This window comes from Lysobacter antibioticus, from assembly GCF_001442535.1.
Classification (GTDB): domain Bacteria; phylum Pseudomonadota; class Gammaproteobacteria; order Xanthomonadales; family Xanthomonadaceae; genus Lysobacter; species Lysobacter antibioticus.
The window spans coordinates 917113-941619 of record NZ_CP013141.1 but is presented as its reverse complement, the minus strand read 5'-3'; the positions used below and the strand labels follow the sequence as shown (position 1 = coordinate 941619).

Annotated in this window: 22 protein-coding genes; 14 read left to right on the top strand and 8 right to left on the bottom strand. The window is 67.7% G+C overall.

Features of this window, described 5'->3' with window-relative positions:
• Positions 1-124: 124 nt before the first annotated feature.
• Both GLA29479_RS03955 and GLA29479_RS03950 read right to left on the bottom strand, forming a co-directional pair.
• Positions 125-1297, bottom strand: a complete 1173-nt coding sequence (locus GLA29479_RS03955; protein ID WP_057970843.1) for an MFS transporter — start codon at positions 1295-1297, stop codon at positions 125-127.
• Positions 1298-1401: 104 nt separating this feature from the next.
• Positions 1402-2178, bottom strand: coding sequence for an SDR family oxidoreductase (locus GLA29479_RS03950; RefSeq protein ID WP_057918785.1), 777 nt, complete (start codon positions 2176-2178; stop codon positions 1402-1404).
• Positions 2179-2309: 131 nt separating this feature from the next.
• On the opposite strand from GLA29479_RS03950, the gene GLA29479_RS03945 reads away from it, so the two are divergent.
• From GLA29479_RS03945 to GLA29479_RS03930, 4 genes are all read left to right on the top strand, one after another.
• Positions 2310-2735 (top strand): ArsR/SmtB family transcription factor, encoded by a 426-nt coding sequence (locus GLA29479_RS03945; protein WP_082638970.1) that lies wholly within the window; start codon positions 2310-2312, stop codon positions 2733-2735.
• Positions 2736-2911: 176 nt separating this feature from the next.
• Entirely contained in the window at positions 2912-4237 is a 1326-nt protein-coding gene (locus tag GLA29479_RS03940) for a dicarboxylate/amino acid:cation symporter (protein WP_057970842.1), read from the top strand.
• An 84-nt stretch (positions 4238-4321) separates the two neighbouring features.
• On the top strand, positions 4322-4852 hold the full coding sequence (locus GLA29479_RS03935) for an energy transducer TonB (RefSeq protein WP_057970841.1): 531 nt from the start codon (positions 4322-4324) through the stop codon (positions 4850-4852).
• Between the two features lie 87 nt (positions 4853-4939).
• Positions 4940-5650: a hypothetical protein gene (locus tag GLA29479_RS03930; protein WP_057970840.1), complete on the top strand. Its 711-nt coding sequence runs from the start codon at positions 4940-4942 to the stop codon at positions 5648-5650.
• Positions 5651-5666: 16 nt separating this feature from the next.
• Here the strand turns inward: GLA29479_RS03930 and GLA29479_RS03925 are convergent, their stop codons facing one another.
• Positions 5667-6155 carry an NUDIX hydrolase gene (locus GLA29479_RS03925; protein ID WP_057970839.1) on the bottom strand — a complete coding sequence of 163 codons (489 nt, stop codon included), beginning with the start codon at positions 6153-6155 and terminating at the stop codon, positions 5667-5669.
• A gap of 204 nt (positions 6156-6359) precedes the next feature.
• Between GLA29479_RS03925 and GLA29479_RS03920 the strand changes: the two genes are divergently transcribed.
• Both GLA29479_RS03920 and GLA29479_RS03915 read left to right on the top strand, forming a co-directional pair.
• Positions 6360-7772 carry a M16 family metallopeptidase gene (locus GLA29479_RS03920; protein WP_057970838.1) on the top strand — a complete coding sequence of 471 codons (1413 nt, stop codon included), beginning with the start codon at positions 6360-6362 and terminating at the stop codon, positions 7770-7772.
• Positions 7773-7784: 12 nt separating this feature from the next.
• Positions 7785-9209, top strand: coding sequence for a M16 family metallopeptidase (locus GLA29479_RS03915; protein ID WP_144436340.1), 1425 nt, complete (start codon positions 7785-7787; stop codon positions 9207-9209).
• 95 nt (positions 9210-9304) lie between these two features.
• On the opposite strand, the gene GLA29479_RS03910 is transcribed toward GLA29479_RS03915, so the two are convergent.
• Positions 9305-9748 carry a hypothetical protein gene (locus GLA29479_RS03910; protein WP_057918779.1) on the bottom strand — a complete coding sequence of 148 codons (444 nt, stop codon included), beginning with the start codon at positions 9746-9748 and terminating at the stop codon, positions 9305-9307.
• Positions 9745-10158 carry a hypothetical protein gene (locus tag GLA29479_RS03905; RefSeq protein WP_057970837.1) on the bottom strand — a complete coding sequence of 138 codons (414 nt, stop codon included), beginning with the start codon at positions 10156-10158 and terminating at the stop codon, positions 9745-9747. The genes GLA29479_RS03910 and GLA29479_RS03905 overlap by 4 nt, the downstream gene beginning before the upstream one ends.
• 115 nt (positions 10159-10273) lie before the next feature.
• Here GLA29479_RS03905 and GLA29479_RS03900 point away from each other — a divergent pair, with 115 nt between their 5' ends.
• From GLA29479_RS03900 to GLA29479_RS25165, 3 genes are all read left to right on the top strand, one after another.
• Positions 10274-10882: an NADPH-dependent FMN reductase gene (locus GLA29479_RS03900; protein ID WP_057970836.1), complete on the top strand. Its 609-nt coding sequence runs from the start codon at positions 10274-10276 to the stop codon at positions 10880-10882.
• Positions 10879-11376, top strand: coding sequence for an acyl-CoA thioesterase (locus GLA29479_RS03895; protein ID WP_031372917.1), 498 nt, complete (start codon positions 10879-10881; stop codon positions 11374-11376). The genes GLA29479_RS03900 and GLA29479_RS03895 overlap by 4 nt, the downstream gene beginning before the upstream one ends.
• A 558-nt stretch (positions 11377-11934) precedes the next feature.
• Positions 11935-12162 (top strand): hypothetical protein, encoded by a 228-nt coding sequence (locus tag GLA29479_RS25165; RefSeq protein ID WP_169795611.1) that lies wholly within the window; start codon positions 11935-11937, stop codon positions 12160-12162.
• 527 nt (positions 12163-12689) lie between these two features.
• Here GLA29479_RS25165 and GLA29479_RS03890 read toward each other — a convergent pair.
• Both GLA29479_RS03890 and GLA29479_RS03885 read right to left on the bottom strand, forming a co-directional pair.
• Positions 12690-13403 carry a C40 family peptidase gene (locus tag GLA29479_RS03890; RefSeq protein WP_057920149.1) on the bottom strand — a complete coding sequence of 238 codons (714 nt, stop codon included), beginning with the start codon at positions 13401-13403 and terminating at the stop codon, positions 12690-12692.
• 182 nt (positions 13404-13585) lie between these two features.
• A complete protein-coding gene (locus tag GLA29479_RS03885; RefSeq protein WP_057920148.1) occupies positions 13586-14110 on the bottom strand; it encodes a C40 family peptidase in 525 nt (174 codons plus the stop codon).
• 182 nt (positions 14111-14292) lie between these two features.
• Between GLA29479_RS03885 and GLA29479_RS03880 the strand changes: the two genes are divergently transcribed.
• Together GLA29479_RS03880 and GLA29479_RS03875 are read left to right on the top strand one after the other, a co-directional pair.
• Positions 14293-14772: an FKBP-type peptidyl-prolyl cis-trans isomerase gene (locus tag GLA29479_RS03880; protein ID WP_031374224.1), complete on the top strand. Its 480-nt coding sequence runs from the start codon at positions 14293-14295 to the stop codon at positions 14770-14772.
• 181 nt (positions 14773-14953) lie between these two features.
• Complete coding sequence (locus GLA29479_RS03875) at positions 14954-16189, top strand: DUF418 domain-containing protein (protein ID WP_057918776.1); 1236 nt, start codon at positions 14954-14956, stop codon at positions 16187-16189.
• A gap of 1000 nt (positions 16190-17189) precedes the next feature.
• Here GLA29479_RS03875 and GLA29479_RS03870 read toward each other — a convergent pair.
• Positions 17190-18986 (bottom strand): M4 family metallopeptidase, encoded by a 1797-nt coding sequence (locus GLA29479_RS03870; protein WP_082638263.1) that lies wholly within the window; start codon positions 18984-18986, stop codon positions 17190-17192.
• A gap of 644 nt (positions 18987-19630) precedes the next feature.
• Here GLA29479_RS03870 and GLA29479_RS03860 point away from each other — a divergent pair.
• From GLA29479_RS03860 to GLA29479_RS03850, 3 genes are read left to right on the top strand one after another with little or no spacing between them, the layout of a single operon-like run.
• A complete protein-coding gene (locus GLA29479_RS03860; protein WP_248842794.1) occupies positions 19631-20905 on the top strand; it encodes an NAD(P)/FAD-dependent oxidoreductase in 1275 nt (424 codons plus the stop codon).
• The gene (gene gorA / locus GLA29479_RS03855) at positions 20902-22308 is read left to right on the top strand and encodes a glutathione-disulfide reductase (RefSeq protein ID WP_057918773.1); all 1407 of its coding nucleotides are present in this window, start codon (positions 20902-20904) and stop codon (positions 22306-22308) included. The genes GLA29479_RS03860 and gorA overlap by 4 nt, the downstream gene beginning before the upstream one ends.
• 59 nt (positions 22309-22367) lie before the next feature.
• Complete coding sequence (locus GLA29479_RS03850; protein WP_057970833.1) at positions 22368-24497, top strand: S9 family peptidase; 2130 nt, start codon at positions 22368-22370, stop codon at positions 24495-24497.
• The last annotated feature ends 10 nt before the right edge of the window (positions 24498-24507 follow it).

Below are 24507 nucleotides of genomic sequence, written 5' to 3'. Positions count from 1 at the left end.
GTCCGCCTGGAGGCGGGGTTGGCGCGGCGGTCGCAGGCGATGGCGTCGTGGCTGTGGCGACCCTTCGGCGACGACGCTGCCGACCCGCAGGCCGCGCCGACGCCGGCCTGCGAAACCGTCTCGATCAGATCGCCATATCCAGGCGCCGGTCGGCACGGTGTTCGAGGAAATTCACCACCAGCCCCAGCCCGATCACGAACGCGGCGACCACCAGGATCTGGTTGAGCCCGACCTGGCGCAGCACTACGCCGCCGATCAGCGAGCCCAGGGCGATGCCGATGTTGTAGCCCGACACGGTCAGGCTGGAGGCGATCTCGGCCGAACCCGGAATCAGACGGCGCGACACTTCGATGCCGTAGTGACCCAGCGACGGCGTCGCGCTCATCGCGAACAGGCCGAGCACCAGGATGCCGGCGTAGGCCGCCGAGGGCAGGCCGATCAGGAAATAAATCGCCAGGAACAAGGCCGCGATCAGCGCGTAGTTGAAGCCGATCGTGCGCGACACCCCAAAGCGCGCCGCGGCGATGCCGCCGACATGGTTGCCCAGCACCACGCCGATGCCGAACAGCAACAGCAGCAGGTTGGCGGTGTCCTGGCTGTAGCCGAGCGAATCGATGATGAGCTTGGGCAGGTAGGTGTAGGCGATGAAGTAGCCGCCGAACAGCAGGACGATCTTCATCAACGCCGACAGCACGCGCGGGTTGGAGATCACTGCGACGAAACTGACTTGCTGCGAGTCGATATCGCGGCTGCCCGCACGCGCCGGTATCCAGCGCCACATCGCCGCCGCGGCGACGAAATAGCTGGCGCCGAGCAGCCAGAACGTCGCTTGCCAGTGATAGTGATCGCTGACGAATCCCATGATCGGGATGCTCAGCACGATGGCGATGGTCAGGCCGGACACCACCTGGGACATGCCCTCGATGGTCGAGCGCGGGCTGAGCTTGCCGGCCAAGGGCATCGCCAACGAGAAGAACAGGCCGTGATTGGCGCCGAGCAACAGGCGCGCGATCAACAGCAGGCCGAAATGCTCGCTGGCCGAAGCGAGCACGGTCAGCACTCCGGCCAGGGCCATCGACACCGCCAGGGTCAGGCGGGCGTCGTAGCGCTGCAGCAACCGCGTCAGCAGCGGCGCGCCGATGGTCACGCCGATGGCGTAGATCGCCACCAGCCAACCGAGCTCGTCGCTGCTGCGGTGCAGTTGATGGCTCAGCGACGGAATCAGCCCGACCGTGCCGAATTCGGCCGAGCCGAGCGCGAAGGCGCCGAGCAGGAGAGAGAACAGGGGTTTGTTCATTGTTTCGCGATTCGGGAGTAGGGATTCGGGATTGGCAGGGGCAAGAGCGTGGGAGCAGGAGCGCCGGTGCGACGAATCACTACTCCCGAATCTCGAATCTCGGCTTATAAATGACTGCCGCCGCTAGCATCGAGCGTGGTGCCGGTGAGCCAGCGGCCCTCGTGCGAGGCGACGAAGGCTACCGCATCGGCGATGTCCTCCGGTTGGCCCACCCGCTGGATCGCCTGGCTTTGCAAAATCGCGGTGCGGCCGGCGTCTTCCTGCAGGAAGGTGTTCATGACGGTTTCGATGGCGCCGGGCGAGACGTTGTTGACGGTGATGCCGCGCGCGGCGAACTCGGGCGCGAGCTGCAGGGTCAGGGTTTCGAGCGCGCCCTTGCTGGCGGCGTAGGCGGCCAGGCCCGCGGTGGCGACGCGGGTCGAGAGCGAGGAGATGTTGACGATGCGGCCGCCTTCGTTGAGACGCGGCGCGGCCTGCTGGATGGCGAAGAACACGCCTTTGACGTTGACGTCGAACAGACGGTCGAACTGCGCCTCGGTGGTGTCGGCGGGCGTGGCGACCACGGCGACGCCGGCGTTGTTGACCAGGATGTCGAGGCCGGGCCGGCCGGTGGCGTCGAGCAGGAACGCATCGAGTTCGACGTAGGCCTGGGCGATCGACGCGACCGAGCCGAGGTCGGCGCCGATGGCGACCGACTTCACGCCCAGCGTGCGGATCTCGGCGGCCACCGCTTCGGCCTCGTCGCGCGAGGCGCCGTAGTTGATCGCGACATGGGCGCCGTCGCGGGCCAGGCGCAGAGCGATGGCGCGGCCGATGCCGCGGCTGGCGCCGGTGACGAACGCGGTCTTGCCGTGCAGGGGTTTGCTGGAAAGCGTGCTCATGATGGGTGTCCGGAGGGGGAGGGACGACTGGGCTGGGTGGTTGGGGAGGACAGATGTGTTATTCTGTTGTTCCGATATTCGGAACTATGGAAACCATAGCAGCAGGCCTCGGCTTGTTGCAAGCTGTCGCCATGAGACCCCTGCATCACCCCGCCATCGACGACATCGAGATGACCAGCGTGCTGTATGCGCTGGCCGACCCGGTGCGCCTGGGCATCGTCCGCTCGCTCAGCCGCGACCATCCGGTGTCCTGCGTCGGCGCCTGCATCGACGAGGAACTGCCGCGCGCGACCTTGTCGCGGCACTTCGACGTGCTGCGTTCGGCCGGCCTGGTCAACACGGTCAAATCCGGAACGCAGTATCTCAACACCCTGCGCTGCGACGATCTCGAACGGCGTTTCCCCGGCCTGCTGCGGGCGATCCTGGCCGGCGCAGCGGGATCGCAACCGACCAGGAAGCCGTCGGCGAAACCTGCTGCGAAGCCGGTGGCCAAGGCCGCGCCGCGCGGACGCCGCGTCGAGGCTTCGCGCACGCCGCCGGCGAAGGCCCGTGCATGAAAGCGCGGACTGTGTCGCGCTGTTTTGCCGAAGCGGTCGCTCTTCATGAAATTTCGTTGCCGGCTTATGCGCTAGGGTTTGCCGGCGACGTATCGAACCTGTTTATGGTGTGCCGCTCGCTCCGCACCGGGCTGGTCCGGCCGGAGTCTTCCGACGAATCTTCTGGATAGTCCGTCATGACCGCCTTGCTCTCCGCGTGGTTCCGCATTCCGTTCTGGCAACGCGTGGTCGGCGGCTTCGTGCTCGGCGCGCTCGCCGGCTGGGCCTTCGGGCCCGCGGCCGAAACCTGGTTCGGCCCGCTCGGCGATCTCTACGTCACCCTGATCAAGATGATCGCGGTGCCGCTGGTGTTCTTCGCGGTGATCAACGCGGTGGCCTCGCTGCACGGGCAGAAGTCGATCGCCGCGCTCGGCGGACGCACCTTCCTGTGGTTCGCGGTCACCGCGGTCCTCGCCGTCGGCATCGGCCTGGCGGTCGGCACCGTGTTGCAGCCCGGCAGCGGCGTAATGGGGCTGGCGATCGACAGCGGTTACAAGCCGCGCGACGTGCCCAGCGTGACCAAGGTGCTGCTCGACGTGGTGCCGAGCAATCCCTTCTACGCCCTGACCGGCATCGGCACGACCAAGAACGCCGCCGGCGAGACCGTGCTCGCGGCCGGCAAGGGCTCGATCCTGCCGGTGATCTTCTTTGCCGGTTTACTCGGCTTTGCGATGGTCAAGCTCGGCGAGAAAGTCGCCGGGGTGCGCAAGCTGGTCGGCGAGACCAGCGACCTGATGATCCAGGTCACCCGCTTCGTGCTCGAAGTCACCCCGATCGGCACCTTCGGCCTGATCGCCGCGCTGGTAGGCGCCTACGGCTTCGAGAAGCTGCTGCCGCTCGGCAATTTCGTGTTCGCCCTGTACCTGGCCTGCGCCCTGCATATCGTCGTGGTCTACAGCGGCCTGTTGCTCGCGCACGGGCTGAACCCGTTGAAGTTCTTCCGCGGCGCCGCGCCGGGCATGCAGGTGGCGTTCGTGAGTTCGTCGAGCTTCGCGGCGATGCCGGTGGCGATGCGTTCGATCACCCACAACCTGGGCGTCAATAAAGATTATGCGGCGTTCGCCTCGCCGCTCGGCGCCAGCATCAAGATGGACGGCTGCGGCGCGATCTATCCGGCCTTGTGCGCGGTGTTCATCGCCCAGTACACCGGCACGCCGCTGACCGCCGACCAGTACTTCATCGTCATGATCGCTTCGGTGCTCGGCAGCTTCGGCACCGCCGGCGTGCCCGGCACGGCGGTGATCATGGCCACCGTGGTGCTCAGCGCCGCCGGCCTGCCGCTGGAGACCATCGGCTATCTGTATGCGATCGACCGCGTGCTCGACATGATGCGGACCATGACCAACGTGACCGGGCAGATGCTGGTGCCGGTGCTGGTGGCCAAGGAGACCGGCCTGCTCGACAAGGCGGTCTACGACGCGGCGCCGACGAATGTCGGGATCGAGGAAGAAAGCAAAGCCTGAGCGAGGACGAAGGCCATGCAGGGTGTGAAGCGTCGATGCAAGCGTGCGGGCGGATCGGTTGCGTGCCGATCGTCGCTTCTGCTGTTGAGCCTGAGCCTGCTGGCGGCGTGCGCGACGCACCCGAGCCCGCCCGAGGTCGAAGAGACCAGCCGCAGCGGCCAGGTCGGCGTGCGCTCGATCGACAAGCTGATGCCGGCCAGCGAGCGCATGCAACTGGCCGACAACGAAACCTTCCAGATGCCCTTGGCCGAATACGGCAATCCCAATCCGCTGTATCCGCCGATGCTGCTAGCCCAGCGCCTGCCGCCGCAGACGATCTGCCTGCGCGTGGCCATCGGCGAGGACGGCAAGGTCATGGACAGCCAGCCGATCGACGATGCCGCCAGCGGTTGCCCGCGCCCGGCCCAGACCGACCCGCGCTTCGTCGAAGCCGCGCGCAATGCGGTGGCGCAGTGGCGTTTCGACCCGGCGTTCCGCTGCGTCTATCCCGGGGCACGGCCGATCGACGAGCAGGGCTGCGTCAGCGGCCGCGAAGAAGCGGTCGCGGTGAGCCTGGCCTTTAGCTTCGTGTTCGAGCAGGAAGACGGCAAAGGCTCGGTACGGGTCGGCGGATAAATCGGCGCGTTCGTTCGGCGGATCGAAGATACCGGTGCCTTCGCGATGGCTGCGTCGCGATCGCACTCGGACAGCGAGGACACAGGGATGTCGGTGGAAGTCGTGTCGCGTCCGATGACGCAGGCGGAGTTCGGCGAGCTGGCATGGTCAAGCGACGCCGGGCCTGCGCCGGTCAAGACGGCGTTTGGCAACTGGCTGGTCGCGACAGCCGCGCTGAGTCTGCTGATGGCCTTGCTGTCGATGGGGGCCGGCTGGTTGGCGCGGACGCTGTTCGGCGTCGGGGCCTGGGTCGATGAGTACGCCTCGTTCGCGGTCCTGGCCGGCGCAGCGGCGATCGCGCTGGGCTGCGCCGTGCACGCGTGGCGCCAGGCCAGACGGCTCGGCCGCTTGCGAGCTGCGTCTCGCGCCGCCTATCGGGCCGATATGCAGGCGGGGACGGTGAACGAGGAGTCTTACGAGTTCAGCGAGTGCAAGCCGCTGGCCGAGCCCGAGCACGGTGGTCTGGTGTACCTGCTCAAGATCGACGCCGGCCGTTGCCTGGCGGTCTACGATTACGACAGCATGCGGATCGCCATGGACGACGGCGATCCGTCGAGCAGCCCGATGACACCCAGCCGCTGCGCGACCCTGCGCCGCGCGCCGGTCTCGGGGTACGTGTTTTCGTTGGAATTTTTCGGTGCCGCCTTCGGCAAGGCCGTGCAGGGCGAGCTGCCCGCCGAGGTGGGCAACTGGCCGGAGCACGGTGAGGTCTGGGCTGTGCCGTGGAACGACATCGAGCGGCGGCTCGACGGGGCTTGAAGCTGTGCGCTCGCGCTTAGATCCGCGAGTACTTCCACGACTGCATGCGCCCGTCCCGATACGGCATCACCCCGTGGAAGGGGCGTGGGTCGGCGTCGAACACCAGCGGCAGGAACTCGCGGTCGCCTTCCCACATCGGCAGCTCGTGCAGACGCTCGATCTCCACCCAGTCCAGCGTGCCTTCGGGGTTGCTCGCGAACGGCGTGCCGTCGAAGGCGGTGATGGTGAACACGAAGCCCAGCCAATCCTCGCCGTGCTTGCCGAAGCCGGGCCAGCTGATGGTGCCGCGCAGGTTCATCGCGGTGCAGTCGATCCCGGCTTCCTCGAAGATTTCCCGGCGCATGCCGGCGACCACGTCCTCGTCGGGTTCGAGCTTGCCGCCCAGACCGTTGTACTTGCCCAGCTGATGGTCGTCCGGGCGCGCGTTGCGGTGGACCATCAGGACTTGGCGGCCATCGGGCGAAATCACGTAGCCCAGGGTGGCCACGATAGGCGTATACGGCATCGGCGAGGGTGTCTGCAGAACAGGAGCGGGGCCGCACAGTGTCGGCGATTCGTCCCGCAACGACCAGCGCCGTCGATCCCCCTACGTGACTTTCGACCCGTATCGGCGGGCCCGTCCCGGGTTAGGGTGCCGGAGCCTCCGGCGCGTCGCAGCAGCGGTCCCGCGACGGCCGACGGACTCATTCGACAGGACAGGGAGATTCCCATGCGCAAGCGTCACCTCTGCGTGCTGCTGGCCGGTCTGACCACGATCACGACCGCTGCGTTCGCCACTGCGCACGCGGCCGAGAGCGATCGCTGGCAGTTGCCGGTCGCAGTCAAGAAGCTCGACAACGGATTGACCGTGGTCGTTTCGCAAGACCACAGCTCGCCGACCGTCGGCGTCAGCGTGGTCTATCACGTCGGCATGCGGCTGGAGCCGAAGAACCGCACCGGCTTCGCCCACCTGTTCGAGCACCTGATGTTCCAGGGCACGCCGGTCGCGCCCAAGGGCGTGTTCGACCAGGTCATCAGCGGCGGCGGCGGGCGCAACAACGGTTCCACCCGCGCCGATTTCACCAATTACATCGAAGTCGCGCCGGTCTCGGCCCTCGACCGCATCCTGTGGCTCGAAGCCGACCGCATGAAGACCCTCGACTTCAATCCGACCACGCTCAAGAACCAGCAGGACGTGGTCAAGGAGGAGATCCGGGTCAACGTGAAGAACCAGCCCTACGGCGGCTTCATGTGGATCGACATCGGCCAGCACGCGTTCCAGAAGTGGGAGAACAATCACGACGGCTACGGCAGCTTCCAGGACCTGGAGAACGCCAGCCTGGAAGACGTGCGTTCCTTCCATCGCGACTACTACGGCCCCAACAACGCCGTACTCGGCATCGCCGGCGACATCAGCCCGGAAGACGCCTTCAAGCTCGCCGATAAGTACTTCGGCGCGATCCCGGGCCGTCCGACCCCGCCGCCGCCGGATTTCGCCGAAGGCCTCAACACCAAGGAAAAGCGCATCGAGCAGACCGACGCGCTGGCGCAGGTGCCGGCGATCGCCGCGGCCTGGAAGATGCCGACCCGCGGCAGCCGCGACCATGCGCCGATGGCGGTGCTCGGCAGCCTGCTCGCCGGCGACGAGGCTTCGCGCTTGTATCAGGGCCTGGTCAAGCAGCGCCAGATCGCGCTCAACATCGACGCGCTATACGGCCTGACCGACCCCTGGACCTACAACGGCCCGACTTTGTTCACCCTGTTCGCGCTGTACAAGCCCGACACCAACGCCGATGCGGTGCTCGCCGCGATCGACGAGGAGGTGGCCAAGGTCGCGCGCGACGGCGTCGACGCGGCCACCCTGAAGCGGGTCAAGACCCACATGCTCGCCGATTGGTACAACGGCCTGGAGAGCTTCATCGAACGCGCCGACACCGTCGCGCGCATGCAGACCTTGTGGGGCGATGCCAACGTGGTCAACAAGATCCCCGGCTGGATCGAAGGGGTGACCTCGGCCGACCTGCAGCGCGTCGCCAAGACCTATCTGACCCGCGCCAACCGCACCGTGATCGACCGCAAGCCGGTCGCGATGGCGGCGCCGGCCGCGAAGCCCGCAGCGGCCGCGCCGTCGGCGGCGAACTGAGGAGGAGACGACATGAGAATCCACAACAATCTGCTCGCCCTGTCGACTTCGCTGGCCCTGGTCTGCGCGCTCGGTACCGCCGTCGCCGGCCCCGCCGCCAAGCTGCCCAAGCAACTGCCGCCGCTGGCCGCCGACAAGGCGCTGCCGGTGCCGCAGATCGCCCAGAAGACCCTCGCCAACGGCCTGCAAGTCTGGGTGGTGCCGCGCAAGGGGCTGCCGCGCGTCGACTACGCACTCGCTGTGCGCAGCGCCGGCTATGCCAGCGACGGCCCCGATGCCTCGGGTTTCGCATCTCTGTATGCCGGCCTGCTGACCCAGGGCACGGCCAAGCGCAACGCCAAGGCGATCGCCGAGGCCGCGCAGGGCTACGGCGGCGCGATCGGCGCCAACGCTCTCAACGACGGCGTGCTGCTCAGCGCCAACGCCTTGCCCTCGCAGGCCGAGCCGATGATGCGGCTGTTGTCGGAAGTGGCGCAGCAGGCGAACTTCCCGGATGCCGAGGTCAAGCTCGCCCAGGCCAACGCCCTGCAAGGCTTGAAGGTGTCGCAGGCGCAGCCGAGCTTCAAGGCCACGCGTGCCTTGCTGAAAGCGACCTACGGCGATCACCCTTACGCACGCAGCCAGCCGACTGAGGCGGCGATCAGCGCGGTCACCGCGGAGAAAGTGCGGGCCGAACACGTACGCCGTTTTCGCCCGGACCGCGCCTTGTTGATCGTCACCGGCCGGATCGGCGCGGAGGAGGGCTTCAAGCTCGCCGAAGCCGCCTTCGGCCAATGGAAGGCCAGCGGCGAAGCCATCGCCGACGCCGCGCCTGCGCGCGCCAACGCCGATCCGCAGCGCATCTTCGTGCAGCGCGACGGCAGCGTGCAGTCGGCGGTGCGCCTGGGGCGTCCGGCGATCGCCGCGACCGATGCCGACTACCTGCCGGCGCAGTTGGCCGGCATCGTCCTCGGCGGCGGTTTCAGCAGCCGTCTGATGCAGAACTTGCGCGAAGACAAGGGCTATACCTACGGCGCGCGCGGCGGCCTCAACGCTCTGCGCGACGGCGGCAGCATCCAGGCCTCGGCCGACGTCCGCAACGAAGTCACCGGCGCGGCGATCAGCGAATTCATCTACGAATTCGGCCGCCTCAACGACTACCCGGTGCCGGCGCAGGAGCTCGAAGACACCAAGCGTTACGTCGCCGGCGGTTATCTGATCGGCAATCAGCTGCAGAGCTCGGTCGCGGCCTCGTTGGCGAGCAATTGGCTGTACGGCTTGCCGCCGGAATTCCTCGGCGAGTACGTGCCGAAGATCCGCGCGATCAGCGCCGAGCAGGTCCAGGCGATGGCGAAGAAGTACTACGCCTCCAAGGACCTGTCGATCGTCGTGGTCGGCGACTACAAGGCCGTCGAAGGCCAGCTCAAGGAATACGGCGAGTTCAAGCTGGAGAAGTAAACCCGGCCGCTCATCCAACAGCGAAGCCCCGGCCGTCGATGGCCGGGGCTTCGTCGTTTCGGAACCTTGCTGTCTGGATGCCGAGCCGGCGACGCCTAGTTCTCGCCGAACCACTTCAGCACCACGCCGACCGCGAGGCCGGCGAAGACCAGGCCGACCACGCCGTACAGCAGACCGGTGAGGAACAGGCCATAGCCGCCCGGGAACGCGCCGACGATGGCGCCGGTGACCAGCGAATACGCCCCGTACAAGGGAATGAAGATCAGCCGCGCCAGCCACACCCCGCGCTCGCCGCGCTGGTCGCGAGGCACCGGGCTGCCGGTGGCGGCCCAGCGCACCGCCATGCGCGCAAGCACGACCGGCGCGAACAGCAGGGCGACCGCTTCCAGGGCTTTGTAGCCGAGCACCAGGCCGACCGCGAGCATGCCGCCGCCGATCAGCATCGCGGTGTCGTCGCCGGGCGCGCCGAAGCGGGCCAGGCCGGCACCGATCAGGAAGGCGACGACGAAGACGCCGAAGCCGTAGAACACTTGTTTCATGCAGTCGCCCGCTCAGGTTTCGAGATCAGAAAAGCGCCGAGCCAGCTGGCCGGTAAGGGCAGCAGCAGTCCGGCGAGGGTCATCCACAACGGGTGGGCGAACATCATCGATACCGCGATGACGCTGGCGACGATCAGGCCGCCGATCACCAGCGCGGCGCCGCGGCGATGGCGGCGCGCGATCAGCGCCGCGACCAGGCCGCCAGCGAAGGCGCCCGCCGCCCAGCCCGCCACCACCAGCGCCATGGCCGCGAACGGCGCCGTCGCCACGTGAGCGGCGAGGGCGGCCGGATCGCGCGGATCGACCGTGGACGCGAACGGATGCACGCGTACCGACGCGAGTTCGAACAGGTGCATGCTCGCCATCGCCACCAGCATGCCGGCGATGACCGCCAGGATCGTGCGAATCATGATTCCGTCCCTCCCCGGATCGGATGCGCGGAGCATCGCCCCACGGACGCCGGGTTTCAAGCTCCCGCCGCCGCGACGCGTCGCGCATAATCGGCGCCTCGCCACGGAGCCCCCCATGCCCCCAGCCAATCCCGCCGTTTCGCCGGTGCGTCTGCTCGCCTTCGCCGGCAGCCTGCGCGCGGGCTCCTACAACCGCCGCCTGATCCCGGTCCTGGTCGAAGGCGCACGCGCCGCCGGCGCCGAAGTCACCCTGATCGAGCTGCGCGACTACCCCTTGCCGATCTACGACGGCGACATCGAGGCCGAGGGCATGCCGGAACACGCGCGCCGCCTGCAGGCCTTGCTGGCCGAGCACGACGGCCTGTTGATCAGCACGCCCGAGTACAACGGCTCGATGCCGGCCCTGATCAAGAACACCCTGGACTGGATCTCGCGGCCGCTCGCCGACGGCCGTTCCGGCACCGCCCTGTTCGCCGACAAGGTCGCCGGCATCGTCTCGGCCTCGCCGGGCCCGCTCGGCGGACTACGTTCGCTGCTGGTGCTGCGCGACGCCCTGGCCAAGCTCGGCCTGATCGTGGTGCCGCAGCAGGTCGCGGTCGGCCAGGCCGCCGACAAACTCATCGATTTCGGCCAGTTGAACGACGAGCGCCAGCGCGACGCCGTGCATCGCGTCGGCGCCGCCGTGGTGCGTCATCTCAAGGTTTACCAGGGAGCTCCGGCATGAAAGGCCAACAACGCGAATTGAACCTGCGCTTCCTGGCGCAGCCGACCGACGTCAACTACGGCGGCAAAGTCCACGGCGGCATGGTCATGAAATGGATCGACCAGGCCGGCTACGCCGCCGCGGTCGGCTGGAGCGGAAAGTACAGCGTGACCGTCGCGGTCGGCGGCATCCGCTTCGTCGCCCCGATCCGGATCAGCGACCTGGTCACCGTGCACACCAAACTGATCCACACCGGCACCAGCAGCATGCATTTCGCGGTCGACGTGAAGGCCCGCGACCCGGGCCTGGACGACGGCGAACCCGAAGAGCGCCTGTGCACCCACTGCGTCATCGTGTTCGTCGCCATGGACCAGGTCGAAGGCAAACCGACCCCGGTGCCGTCGTGGACCCCGGTGACGGAGGACGACAAGCGTCTGGCCGAGTACGCGCTCAAGGTAATGGAGTTGAGCAAGGGCATCGAGGCGACGGTCGAGCGGTACGTACACGAGGGATGAGGTTCGCCCGCTGCACTCGGGTCCGGGCTTGTGCAGGAGCTCTGGGCTTGTGTAGGAGCGACGTGAGTCGCGACCGAGGGACGCGCAGAATCTCCATCGCCGTCGCTGCCGATCGAAGCCGCGAACTGTCGCAGGGTAGGAGCGACGTCCTCCTGGATTTCCTTCGGCTACAAGTCGCGACCGTGTTGCTCGCAGTTGTTGCGGACTTTGCCGCAGAGCGATGAAGCAACGTGAACATCTAAAGCTTCCGTCCGCTGACGCGGCCGGGTTACTTTCTTTTGCTGGCCCAAAAGAAAGCTAACCAAAGAAAAGGCCTTCCTTGACGAAGCTCCCCTGCGAGTGCGCAGCCGACGCCGGGATTTTTCGATAGGACATCCTTGTCCTATCGAAAAACGGCGCACGTCCTGTGCGCCGCCCTCCGGGTCTACGGTTGCATCGCGAGTTCGGAACTGCGCCAAGCTTTCACGTCAACGTCAACGGCAACGTCAACGGCAACGTCAACGGCAACGTCAACGGCAACGTCAACGGCAATGGCAATGGATGACCTGTAGGGGCGGCGTGAGCCGCGACCACGAACTTTCGATGGCGACGATGTTTCACAGCCGAAGCCAAATCCCGTCCTCGGTCATCGCTTTGGCCTTGGCTGTTGTTGTGCGTCGCCTAGCACTCGCGAAGGCAAAAGAAGACCCGGTGGGCGGCGCGCAGGGACGCGCGCCGTTTTTCATCGGGACAAGGATGTCCCGTATGAAAAATCCCTGCGTCAGCATCGCTCGTGCGGGCTGGTGATTCAAAGAAAAGCATTTTTCTTTGGTTACCTTTCTTTTGTTGCTTATGACAAAAGAAAGTAACCCGCCGCTTTAGTGGCGGAAGCTTTTGGCGTTTGATCCTGATCCTGACCTTGCTGGAGCGATGCGCCGCAAGACCGCAACAACGCGGTCGCGGCTCGCGCCGCTCCTACCCCGCGAAAGCACGCCGCTTCGATCGACGAAGGCGGCGATGCCATCGCTGCGCATCCCGCGGTCCCGGCTTGTGACCGGAGGAAATCCAGTAGGACGCCGCTCCTACCCGGCGACGGCACGCTCCTTCGATGAGCGATATCGGCTTTGTCGCCTCTGCGCGTCCCTTGGTCGCGGCTCGCGCCGCTCTACCCCGCGAAAGCACGCCGCTTCGATCGATGAAGGCGGCGATGCCATCTCCGCGCGTCCCGCGGTTGCGACTTACGTCGCTCCCACGGGGGCGGCGTAGCCGCTCAGGCCCCAAAACGAAACAGGCCGCCCGAAGGCGGCCTGCGAATATCGATCGGGAAGCCGGACTCAGATGCCGTCGACGCGACGGGCTTCCATGAACTTGCCGCTCCAATAGCCGGTGTCCAGGCTGGAGACGGTCACGTCCTTGCCAGTGCGCGGGGCGTGCACGAAGCGGCCCTCGCCGAGGTAGATGCCGACGTGGTCGACGCGGCCGCGGCGGCCGAAGAACACCAGGTCGCCTTCGGTCATCGCGTCGCGGTCGATCACCGCGCCGGTCTTGGCCATCTCGCGCGAGACGCGCGGCAGTTCGATACCCAGGGCGTTGCGGAACACGTAGCCGACCAGGCCGCTGCAGTCGAAGCCCTGGTCCGGGGAGCTGCCGCCCCAACGGTAGGGGGTGCCCAGTAGGCCCAGGGCGCGCTGCAGCATGCTCTTGATGCGGCTCTGCTCGGCGGCCGGGATGTCGGTCTTGCCGAGATTCACGTTCGGGCCCAGCAGGCGGTTGAGGTCGGTCGCCAGGAGCAGGGCGCGGTCGGACAGGGTCATGGCCTCCGGGAGCATGTTGCTGGCGGTCGGCTCCGGCGCATCGGCCGAGTCGTTACGCAGCGAGGTGCCGCCCGGGAGGGAACTGCCGAGGCTCGAACCCAGCGCAGAGGACTGCTGGGCGAAGGCGGGCAGAGCGCAGACCGCGAGTGCGGCGGTCAGCAGGATTCGTTGGCTGGCCCGGACGACCGTGGTCGTGCGAGCGGTGGCGCAAGGTGCTTGGGGGGTGGCAGCCAGGCGGCCGTGGCGAGTCAATTGGGTCGTCACGTATTAATCACGAAGTCGTCACCGATGGGGGATGATGCCCGTCATGTGGGAGACATAGGTTCAAATTTCGTTAGCAGGTCGTTAACAAGGCTGTGATTTGATTCACATTTTTCATTAGCGCCATGCCAGATAGCGCATTCATGAAAGTCTCACTACTTCCTGAGAACCCGCTTCGCGCCGCTGTAATGGCTGACCCAGTAAGGGCCGTCGAGGTGATCCAGGCGGACCGTTCCGCCGGTGCTCGGGGCGTGGACGAAGCGGCCCTCGCCGACGTAGATGCCGACGTGGGAGACGTTGCCCTTGCTGCCGAAGAAGACCAGGTCGCCGGCGGCCAGGCGCATCGGCTCGATCTTGGGCCCCTGGTAGGACGCCAGGTCGCGCGAGGTGCGGGGCAGGCTCAGCGACAGCATGTCGCGGTAGACATAGTTGACCAGGCCGCTGCAGTCGAAGCCGCTGTCGGGGGTGTTGCCGCCGTAGCGGTAAGGCGTGCCGACCAGGCTGATCGCCCGCATCAGCACCGCGTTGGCGGCGCCGGGGTTCTCCGGCTCGGTCCGGGGCCATTCGCGGACGGACTTGGGCGGGGGCGGGCGGCGGACGACCTCGCGACCGCCGCCGCAGGCGCTCAGCAGGGCGCACAGGGCCACTGCCACGGCGAGCGCCGGCCACGGCTTGCGCACCCGCGCTGGCGCGGGAGCGGTGTTGCCGGGATAATGCGCGGCCTTCGTCACGGCCGATAGCTTGGCGGCTAAGCGCCGAGACGACAAGACAGTCCACGTGTCGTTTTGTGGCGGCCCGCTCAAAGACGAGCCGCCGTTTCCTTTCCTGATCGCCCGATGGCGGTCTCCAGTCGGGTCCTGCAATGAAAATCGAGAAAGATCGCGTCGTCCGTTTCCACTACACCGTCTCCGAGCAGGGCAGCGAGCCGCTCGAGACCTCGGAAGGCCGCGACGCGCTGGCGATCCTGATCGGCCACAACAACATCATCCCGGGCCTGGAAAAGGCGATGGACGGCCGCGAAGCCGGCGACAAGTTCGAAGTCGACGTGGTCGCCGCCGAAGCCTACGGCGCGCACCAGGAAGGCCTGACCCAGCGCGTGCCGAAGAAGTACTTCAAGGACGCCAAGCTGTTCCCGGGCATGCAGGCCGTGCTGCCGACCAGCTTCGGCCCGCGCGCGGTGACCATCCTGAAGGTCGGCATGAGCGTGGTCGACGTCGACCTGAACCACCCGATGGCCGGCAAGGACCTGCACTTCGCCATCGAGATCGTCGAAGTGCGCGAAGCCAGCAAGGAAGAGATCGAGCACGGCCACGTGCACGGCGACGGCGGCCACGCGCACTGAGCGCGGCGCCCCTTCGATGAGCGACGGCCCGCCTGCGCGGGCCGTTTCTTTTTGTGCCGCCGGCGGATACGGCCGCGATCCGGCAGGCGGCCGTAGAATCGCGGCAGTGGCGGGTCCGGTTGCAGGCAACTCCGCCGGCAAGCGCCGCAGCGCCACGGTCCCTACCGACGATAGCGAGAGCATGAGCGCAAGCGCCGCGGCCTCCGGCTTGGCCCCTATTCCCGTCCACGAACGCCTGCTCGCACTCGATGCGCTGCGCGGTCTGGCCCTGCTCGGGATCTTCCTCAGCAACGCCGAGATGTTCAACCGGCCGCTGGCGGATATTTCCGATGGCATCGATGCGCACCTGCGGGGGCTCGATCACGCCGCTTCGGCTTTGGTCTACGTGCTGATACGCAGCAAGTTCTGGACCTTGTTCTCGCTGCTGTTCGGCATGAGCTTCGCGGTCATGTTCGAACGCTCGCGCCAGGCCGGGCGCGATTTTCGCCCGCTGTACCTGCGCCGCAGCGTCGGTCTGTTGATCATCGGCCTGATCCATGCCTGGTTGATCTGGGCCGGGGACATCCTGGTCACCTATGCGCTGGCTGCGTTCGGGTTGTTCGCGATGCGCTCGTTGTCGCCGGGTGCCTTATGGCGGATCGGTCTGAGTCTGTACCTGAGCGTGCTCGGTTTCTTCCTGATGATCGCGGCGTTGCTGGCGATTCCCGGGGTGGCGCAGTCGACACCCGCCGATGCCGCCGCCGACCGCGCCGCGCGCGCCGCCGAAATCGCCGCCTATGCGCACGGCGACTACGCGCAGGCCACGGCGCAGCGCCTGGCCTTCTTCGCCGACGGAGCGATGTCGGGCTGGTTCAGCATGGTGCCGATGGTGCTGGGCTTGTTCCTGATCGGCGCTTGGTTCGTGCGCAGCGGAGCGCTCGCCGATCCGGCCGCGCATCGCCGCCGTCTGCGCGCGCTGATCGGCTTCGGCGTGCCAGCCGGCGCGGCCATCACCGGTTTGAGTCTGTTCATCGACAGCTCGCCGGCGTTCACTCCGGTCAGTGCCGCCTCGGTCGCGGCGAGTACCCTGCACATGCTCGGCGCGCTGCCGTTGGCCATGGCCCTGATCGCCTGGGTCGTGCTGGTCGTGCACGGCGGCGCGCGCTGGCCGCTGCGCTTCGCGCCGGCCGGGCGGATGGCCTTGAGCAACTATCTTGCGCAATCGCTGATCGGCACCCTGGCGTTCTACGGCTATGGCTTCGGCCTGTGGGGGCGGGTGCCGCTGGCGGCGCTGATCGCCGCGGCCTTTGCCGTGTTCGCATTGCAGATGCTGCTCAGCGCGCTCTGGCTGCGGCATTACCGCTTCGGCCCGGTCGAATGGCTGTGGCGTGCCTTCACCTATTGGCGTTTGCCGCCGATGAGGATCCGGGTGTCGTAACGAGCGTTCGCGTCTGATCTGGCGGGACCGGTGCGCGGCAAGATCGAAACAGCGGCCGCGGCTTGCGTTGCTCCTGGGCTCCAGACGGAAGCGACGCGAGGACGAGGCGTAGTGGTCGTTGCTTCAAGAGTAGGAGCGACGCAAGTCGCGACCGCGTTGCAAGGGCACAGGCCGCGAGTGCGGTGCGCGCGCCGGGATTTTCCGATAAGACGTCCCTGTCTTATCGGGACATTTCAATGAAAGCTGGCCGCACGTCCTGTGCGGCGCCCTCTGGGTCTCCAGGTGTCCTCGCTAGTTCGGTTCTGCGCCAAGCTCAGCCGGCAACAGCAACAGCAACAGCAACTTTGCTTCAGAGTGGAGTCTGGGCTGCTGCCTTGTTGTTGATGTGCGCCGGTCTGCACTAGCGAAGGCCATGGAAGGCCCGGAGGGCGATACGCAGGGATGCGCGCCGTTTTTCATCGGGACAGGGATGTCTCGTATGTAGATCCCCGCGGAGGCATCGCTCGAGCGGACTGGTGATTCAAAAATAAGCAACTTCTTTAGTTATCTTTGACCGAAGGGAATCCAGACGGACTTTTGTTGCTTATGACAAAAGAAGGTAACCCGCCGCTTTAGTGACGGAAGCTTTTGGCGTTTGATCTTGATCTTGGTCTTGCTTGAGAGAAACGCCGCAACAACGCAACAACGCAGTCGCGGCTCGCGCCGCTCCTACCCCGGCGAAAGCACGCCGCTTCGATCGATGACGACGGCGATGCCATCGCTGCGCATCCCACGGTCGCGGCTTGTGACCGAAGAGAATCCAGTAGGACGCCGTTACCCGGCGAAAGTACGCCGCTTCGATGGGTGGCATCGGCGTTGTTGCTGCTGCGCGTCCCGCGGTCGCGGCTCACGCCGCTCCTACAGGGAGGGTGTAGCGGCCCACTAGGATTCGTCACCCCGCAATAAAAACAGGCCGCCCGAAGGCGGCCTGTCGATACGCCTGATTTACCGAGACCGCAGATCAGTTGACCGACACCGCGCTCCAAGCGCGGGCGACCGCCTTGTACTCGTTCGAGGTGCCGCCGTAGAGGTCGGTCGCGGCCTGCAGGGTGGCGGTGCGCGCCTGCGGGTAGGTGGTGCTGGAGACGAAGTAACGGGTCAGCGCGCGGTACCAGATCGCGCCGGCCTTGGCCCGGCCGATGCCGGCGATGGCGGTGTCGCCGTTGCAGACCAGTTGCGACGGCGTGTAGTTGAAGCCGGCCGGCTTCACCGCGCCCTCGGCGAGCAAGTAGAAGAAGCGATTGCCCACGCCCGAGCTCAGGTGCGGGTCGTACTTGCCGTTCTGGCCGGTCTGCGAGGCGGTGAAGCCGCCGACCGGGTAGCACGAGAACGAGCGGCCGTCGGCGTCCTGTTTGAACATCAGGCGCAGCGCCTTGGTGTCGCCGGGGTTGTTGATATAGACCTCTTCGCCCAACAGGTAGTCGCCCGGGTCGTTGGCGTTGCCGACGCTGAATTCGACCAGGGTGCCGAAGATGTCGGAGGTGGCTTCGTTGAGGCCGCCGCTGTCCTTGATGTTGTAGTAGCCCAGGCGCGCGGTGGCGCCGGTCACGCCGTGGGCCATTTCGTGGCCGGCGACATCGAGCGCCACCAGCGGGCGATAGGTCACGCCGTCGCCGTCGCCGTAGACCATCGCGCTGCCGGTCCAGTAGGCGTTGACCAGGTTGGTCGGGCCGTAGTGGACGTAGCTCTTCACGCCGCGGCCATCGTTGAAGATGCCGCTGCGGCCGTGCACGTTCTTGAAGTAGTCGAAGGTGGCGGCGACGCCGTAGTGGGCGTCGGCCGCGGCCGAGGCGCGGTCGGAGGTGGTGTTGTTGCCCCAGACGTTGTCGCTGTCGTTGAAGGCGACCGCGCCCGAGGTGCCGGACTGGTTGCGCGCATCCAGGGTCTGGCCGTTGCCGCGGGTCGGGTCGGTCAGGGTGTAGCCGCCGCTGACCGAATTGCTGACCAGGCTCACGTTGCCCAGGGTCAGGGTCTTGCCGGTGCCGTTGGCGGCGGCGGAATGGACGCGGTCGTCTTCCTGCAGCAGCTTGCCGGTGGAGGCATCGAGGTAATAGCTGATCAGGCCGGGCGCCGGGTCGTTGCGGCGGTCGCCGGTGACGTCGACCTGGTAGGCGAGGGTCGGCTCGGTGCCGCGGGCGAAGATCACCAGGGCGGCCGGCGTCATCGCCGTGACCGTGCCGTCGAAGGCGGCGCCGGCTTCGACCTTGGCCTGCTCGGCGCTGATCTTCGGCTCGATGGCGGGGCGCCCGAAGCTGCGCATGTTGTCGCCCTGGCTGATCGACTTCAGCTCGCCGTTGCGCGAATGCACGACCAGGTCGCCGCCGACCACGGGCAGGCCACGGTAAGTGCGCTCCATGCGCACGTGCTCGGTGCCGTCGCGGTCGATCATGACGTCGCGGGCGACGAAGCCGTCGGCCTTGGCGCGATGCACTTCGTCGGCGGCGATGGTTTCCAGCAGGCCGCGCGCGCGTTGCGCGGCCGGCGAAGCCGCGGCTTGCTCGGGCGAGGTCGAAGCGGCCAGGAGGTCGCTGCCCGAACGCGCGCCGACGGCGAACTGGCTCGGCGCCTGCGCCGCATGCGGCGTGGCGAGGCGGGCGGCGGTGACGGCAGCGGCATGAGTGGTCGTGACGGCGGCCGCGGGCGCGATGGCGGGCGTGGCGGCGAATGGGGTCGAACCCGAGCTCGACAGGGACGCAGTCGCCAGCACGGCGATGGCGCCGACGATGGCGGTGCTCAATACGGCGGTCTTCAGTTGCATGGGTGAATCCCCTAATGAAGGTAACGGTCGTGTTTTGTGAGGTGCTGTCTTTGGTTCTGCGCAGCCTCCGGCGGCGCCCTTCGTCGGCTGCGACGAAAGACGTTCGGCTTGGAGGGATCGGCCTACCTGATGTGCTGCGGTGGCGTCGGCGTGAGTCGGACGGTGGGCCTGGAGTGACGTTAGGCTGCGGGCCCGCTGTGCTTGAATGAAAAATCGGTGCGAGTGGTCACGTAACGGCGAGCCGCATTTCGCGCTTGGTCACAGAACCGGCGCGATAGGCGAAAACGCGGTGGGCGCGTTGGCGGATCGTTGGCTCGATGCACGGCGACGAGGTGTTGACGCCGCGCATCGCCGCGCCCTTGCATGCGCCGCTGTACGGGATCGGCCCGGCGATGCGGTCGGCATCGATGGATCGCAGCGTTCCGTTCGCTGTGCAGCCGCCTAAACCGAGGCGCAACGAGGCGCGGCCCGCCCCAAGCCGCAAAACCGGCGGCGCTCGCCGTGGCCCAGTCTTAGTACTATGCGGTACGTGCCGAGCGGTTCCCGGCGGCACCCGGGGCCGCGGCGGCAGCGCTGCGGCCCGGCCACGCGACAACGAACCGGACTGGCTGACAGGGCAAATGCGCGAAGCACAGGTGGGTGGGGTGGAACAGCGGACGGCCGCCACGGGCGGCGAAGACGTGATCGTGATCGGTGCGGGCGTGATCGGCCTGACCTGCGCCCTGGCCTTGCTGGAAAGCGGGCGCTCGGTGCGGGTCATCGACGCCGGACGCATCGGCGGCGGCAGCTCGCACGGCAATTGCGGCACCATCACCCCGAGCCACGCGACACCGCTGGCCGCGCCGGGCGTGATCGCCCAGGCCCTGCGCTGGATGCTGACCCCGGATGCGCCGCTGTACGTGCATCCCAAGCTCGATCCGCAGTTGTGGGGCTGGCTGTTGCGCTTCGCCGCGCGCTGCAACGACCGCGATTGGCGGGCGAGCGCGCAGGCCAAGTCGGCCTTGCTCAACGATTCGCGCGAACGCCTGGAAAGCTGGGTCGGGCGCTACGGCCTGGTCTGCGAATTCGACACCGCCGGCGTCGACTACGTGTTCCGCGATGCCAAGGCCTTCGCCAGCGGCCAGCTCGAACTCGATCTGCTGCGCGAGTTCGGCATCGGCGTGAGCCTGCTGGACGGCGCCGCCTACGAGGCCCAGGACCCCGCCTTCAAGCCCGGCGTCGCCGGCGCGATCCGTTTCGACCACGACGCGGTGCTGCGGCCCGACCGTTACGTCGCCGAACTCGCGCGCACCGTGCGCGAGCACGGCGGCCGCTTCACCGAGCAATGCGCCTTGCGCGACCTCCGCCACGACGCCGCCGGCATCGAGCTCGACACCAGCCTGGGCCTGTTGCGCGCGCGCGAGGTGGTGGTCGCGGTCGGCGCCTGGACGCCGAAGCTGTCCGACGCCATCGGCCTGCCGTCGCTGCAGCGCGCGATGCAGCCGGGCAAGGGCTATTCGATCACCTACGACCGCCCGCCGTTGATGCCGCGCCGGCCGGTGGTGCTGCGCGAACGCAAGGTCTGCGTGACCATGTGGGACAGCGGCTTCCGCCTCGGCAGCACCATGGAATTTTCCGGCTACGACGAGAGCCTCAACCCGCGCCGGCTGGCGGCGCTGGAGCGCGGCGCCGCCGAATACCTGCACCATCCGGTCGGCCCGGTCGAACGCGAGCGTTGGTATGGCTGGCGGCCGATGAGCGTCGACGACGTGCCGCTGATCGGCCGGGTACCCGGCCGCGACGGCCTGTGGCTGGCGACCGGCCACGGCATGATGGGCGTGAGCATGAGCGCGGGCACCGGCCAGCTCGTCGCCGACCTGATCGCCGGACGCGAGACCGCGATCGATCCGCATCCCTACCGACCGGAGCGCTTCGCATGAGCCAGGCCACCGAAGCCCGCGACAGCGGCCAGCGCGACGAGCGCAACACCGAGTTCGACCTGATCGTGATCGGCGGCGGCTCCGGCGGCCTCGCCGGCGCTTTCCGCGCCGCCGAGCACGGCGCGCGCGTGGCCTTGCTCGAGCCTTCGCTGCTCGGCGGCACCTGCGTCAACGTCGGCTGCGTGCCGAAGAAAGCCATGTGGCTGGCCGCCGATATCGCCGGCAAGCTGCGCATGGCGCAGTCGCTGGGGTTCTCCATCGATGCCGATCCGAAACGGCCCTGCGCGCTCGACTGGCCGACCTTCATCGTCCACCGCCAGCGCTACATCGCCAACATCCATGAGAGCTATCGGCGCCGCCTCGATGCCTCCGGTATCGCCGTGCTGCCGATGCGCGCGCAGTTGCTCGACGCCACTACGGTCGAGTGCGAAAACGGCGCGCGCCTGAGCGCGCCGCGGATCCTGATCGCCACCGGCGGCCGCGTGGTCAAGCCGCAGATCCCGGGCGCCGAACTGGGCACGACCTCGGACGATTTCTTCCAGTGGTGCGCCGCGCCCGGGCGCGTCGCCATCGTCGGCGCCGGCTATATCGCCGTCGAGCTCGCCGGCGTGCTGCAGGCGCTCGGCAGCCAGGTCGAATTGTTCGTGCGCGGCCAGCGCCTGCTCGAAGCTTTCGACGCCGAACTGACCGCGCAACTGGCCGAGGACTACCGTCAGAACGGCGTGCGCCTGCATTTCGGCCATGCGGTCGCCGCGCTCGAAGCCGACGGCGCGCGCGTGCGCTTACGCGGCGCCGACGGTTCGCTCAGCGAGGCCTTCGACCAGGTGTTGTTCGCGACCGGACGCCGGCCCAACAGCGAGCGCATCGGGCTCGACCGCGTCGGCGTGACGCTGGATGGGCGCGGCCACATCGTCGTCGACGAGCTGCATGCGACCAATGTCGCCAATATTCACGCAGTCGGAGACGTCACCCCCAACGCTCAGCTGACCCCGGTGGCGATCGCCGCCGCGCGCCGGCTGATGGACCGCGTCTATGGCGGCCGCGAAGGTCGGCTCGACCAGAACGACATCCCGACCGTGGTGTTCGCGCACCCGCCGATCGGCCGGGTCGGCCTGACCGAGGACGAGGCGCGGGCACGACATGGTGACAACCTGCACATCTATCGCGCCGGGTTTCGGCCGATGCTGTACGCCCTGGCCGAGTCGCCGCAGCGCAGCCTGTTCAAGCTGGTCTGCGTCGGCCAGGAGCGCCGCGTGGTCGGCATCCATCTGCTCGGCGAGGCCGCCGACGAGATGCTGCAAGGCTTCGCGGTCGCGCTCAAGCGCGGCATCACCCTCGACGACCTGCGCGACACGGTCGCCATCCATCCGACCAGCGCCGAGGAAGTGGTGCTGATGCGCTAGCGCGGGGCGACGATCGCCGCGCGGCGCGCGCCAGGCAGGCGATCCGAGCAGGGGCAGCGATGAATCAGGGCAAGGGACGTTATTGGATCAAGGCCGGCGCGATCGGCGTTGCGCTCTCGTGGGGCACGATTACTGCGGCGGTGGCCGCTCCTGCGCCACCGGCGATGGACATCGCCGACCTGCTCAGCGTGCCGCGGCCCGACCAGATGATCGGCGCCAGCGACGCGCCGGTGCTGGCCTGGGTGTCGAACGACCAAGGCGTGCGCAACGTATGGACGGCGCGCGCCCCCGGTTTCGCACCGCAGAAGCTCACCGCCTACGACGAAGACGACGGCCAGGCCATCGGCCCCTTGCAGCTCAGCCGCGACGGCCGCTGGCTCGCCTATGTGCGCGGCAGCGGGCCGGACGCCGCCGGCAACAACAGCAATCCGACCAGCGATCCCGATGGCCAGGAGCAGGCGGTATGGGTGATCGCCAGCGACGGTTCGGGCAAGCCGCAACGCATTGCTGCCGGCCGCGGCATGCAGTTCGCGCCGCAGGGCGACGCGCTGCTGGTGCAGGGGCGCATGCTCGGCTGTTACGCGGTGCCCGGGGGTAAAGCGCCGGAGTGGTGCAAGGAAACCCTGATCAAGACCCGCGGCAGCAACAGCGCGGCCGCATTCTCGCCGGACGGCAAGTTGCTGAGTTTCAGCAGCGACCGCGGCGACCACAGCTTCATCGGCGTGCTCGACCTGGCCGCGCGCACGGTGCGTTGGATGGGCGCGGACTTCAATCGCGACAGCAACCCGGCCTGGTCGCCGGACGGCCGCCGCATCGCCTTCCTGCGCATGGCCGCGGCGCGCAACGGCGAGCAGTTCGACCTGACCCGCGCCAATCCTTTCGAGATCTGGGTCGCCGACGCCGCCAGCGGCCAGGCCAAGCGCGTGTTCCATTCCAACGATCACGCCGGCGGTTACGCCCAGTTCGCCGAGCCCGACCCGCTGCAGTGGAGCCGCGACAACCGCCTGGTGTTCAGCTCCGAACAGAGCGGCTGGCTGCATTGGTATGCGCTGTCGCCCGACGGCGGCGAGCCGGCCGCACTGAGCCGCGGCGAATGCGAGGCCGAAACCAGCGTACTGGCCGAGGACGGCAGCTTCTTCTTCAGCGGCAACTGCGCCGAACTCGATTACCGGCAGATGTTCGCGGTCGACGCCAAAGGCGCGGCGCAGAAACTGCTGACCGGCAAACACGAGATCGCGACCGAGCCGGTCGCGGTCGCTGGCGGGCAGTGGTTGGCCTTCCGTCATGCCGATGCGCGCCGGCCGAGCGCGATCGCGGTGATGCCGCGCAACGGCGGCGAACTGCGGCGGATCTTCCCGGCGCAGTTGCCGGCGCGCTTTCCGATCGAGCGCCTGGTCGAGCCCAAGACGCTGAGCCTGCGCGCCAGCGACGGCGTGGTCTCGCACGCCACCGTGTTCGAGCCGCCGGCCTCGTTCAAAGGCAAGCGCCCGGCGCTGGTCTACGTGCACGGCGGCCCGGTCCGGCAGATGCTGCCGGGCTGGCATTACGGCAGCTATTACTACGCCGACTACGCCAGCAATCAGTGGCTGGCGAGCCAGGGCTTCGTGGTGCTGGCCTTGAATTTCCGTGCCGGCACCAACTACGGGCAAGCCTTCCGCCGCGCCGAGAAACAGGGACCGCGCGGCTTCAGCGAGTATCAGGACGTGCTGGCCGCGCACGCCTACCTGGCTAAGCGCGACGACGTCGATGCGCGCCGGATCGGCATCTACGGCGGTTCCTACGGCGGCTTCCTGACCGCCTCGGCCCTGGCGCGCAACTCGGATCTGTTCGCGGCCGGGCTCGATCGCCACGGCGTCCACGATTGGCGCGAGAGCGCCAAGGGCGGCGACAACAGCGGCCTGTGGGGGCTGGGGCCGGACGAGCTGGAGCTGGCCTGGCAATCCTCGCCGATGGCGCATGTCGACAACTGGCGTTCGCCGGTGCTGTTCGTCCACGGCGATGACGACCGCGCGGTGAAGTTCGCCCAGAGCGTCGACCTGGTCGAGCGCCTGCGCGCGCGCGGCGTGCCGGTCGAGACCCTGGTCCTGCCCGACGAGGACCATTTCTTCCTGCGCCACGCGACCTGGCTTCAGGTCCATCGCAGTACCATGGAGTTCTTCCGCCGGCAGCTGAAGCCCGGCGCCGATTGAGCCCGAACGC

Excerpts from the sequence above, each read along its gene's own strand:
- GLA29479_RS03930 (WP_057970840.1), top strand. The coding sequence starts at position 4,940 with ATGTCGGTGGAAGTCGTGTCGCGTCCGATGACGCAGGCGGAGTTCGGC.
- GLA29479_RS03875 (WP_057918776.1), top strand. The coding sequence starts at position 14,954 with ATGAGCGCAAGCGCCGCGGCCTCCGGCTTGGCCCCTATTCCCGTCCAC.
- GLA29479_RS03870 (WP_082638263.1), bottom strand. The coding sequence starts at position 18,986 with ATGCAACTGAAGACCGCCGTATTGAGCACCGCCATCGTCGGCGCCATC.
- GLA29479_RS03895 (WP_031372917.1), top strand. The coding sequence starts at position 10,879 with ATGAAAGGCCAACAACGCGAATTGAACCTGCGCTTCCTGGCGCAGCCG.
- GLA29479_RS03955 (WP_057970843.1), bottom strand. The coding sequence starts at position 1,297 with ATGAACAAACCCCTGTTCTCTCTCCTGCTCGGCGCCTTCGCGCTCGGC.
- GLA29479_RS03900 (WP_057970836.1), top strand. The coding sequence starts at position 10,274 with ATGCCCCCAGCCAATCCCGCCGTTTCGCCGGTGCGTCTGCTCGCCTTC.
- GLA29479_RS03945 (WP_082638970.1), top strand. The coding sequence starts at position 2,310 with ATGAGACCCCTGCATCACCCCGCCATCGACGACATCGAGATGACCAGC.
- GLA29479_RS03850 (WP_057970833.1), top strand. The coding sequence starts at position 22,368 with ATGAATCAGGGCAAGGGACGTTATTGGATCAAGGCCGGCGCGATCGGC.
- GLA29479_RS03940 (WP_057970842.1), top strand. The coding sequence starts at position 2,912 with ATGACCGCCTTGCTCTCCGCGTGGTTCCGCATTCCGTTCTGGCAACGC.
- gorA (WP_057918773.1), top strand. The coding sequence starts at position 20,902 with ATGAGCCAGGCCACCGAAGCCCGCGACAGCGGCCAGCGCGACGAGCGC.
- GLA29479_RS03950 (WP_057918785.1), bottom strand. The coding sequence starts at position 2,178 with ATGAGCACGCTTTCCAGCAAACCCCTGCACGGCAAGACCGCGTTCGTC.
- GLA29479_RS03920 (WP_057970838.1), top strand. The coding sequence starts at position 6,360 with ATGCGCAAGCGTCACCTCTGCGTGCTGCTGGCCGGTCTGACCACGATC.
- GLA29479_RS03905 (WP_057970837.1), bottom strand. The coding sequence starts at position 10,158 with ATGATTCGCACGATCCTGGCGGTCATCGCCGGCATGCTGGTGGCGATG.
- GLA29479_RS03910 (WP_057918779.1), bottom strand. The coding sequence starts at position 9,748 with ATGAAACAAGTGTTCTACGGCTTCGGCGTCTTCGTCGTCGCCTTCCTG.
- GLA29479_RS03915 (WP_144436340.1), top strand. The coding sequence starts at position 7,785 with ATGAGAATCCACAACAATCTGCTCGCCCTGTCGACTTCGCTGGCCCTG.
- GLA29479_RS03925 (WP_057970839.1), bottom strand. The coding sequence starts at position 6,155 with ATGCCGTATACGCCTATCGTGGCCACCCTGGGCTACGTGATTTCGCCC.
- GLA29479_RS03880 (WP_031374224.1), top strand. The coding sequence starts at position 14,293 with ATGAAAATCGAGAAAGATCGCGTCGTCCGTTTCCACTACACCGTCTCC.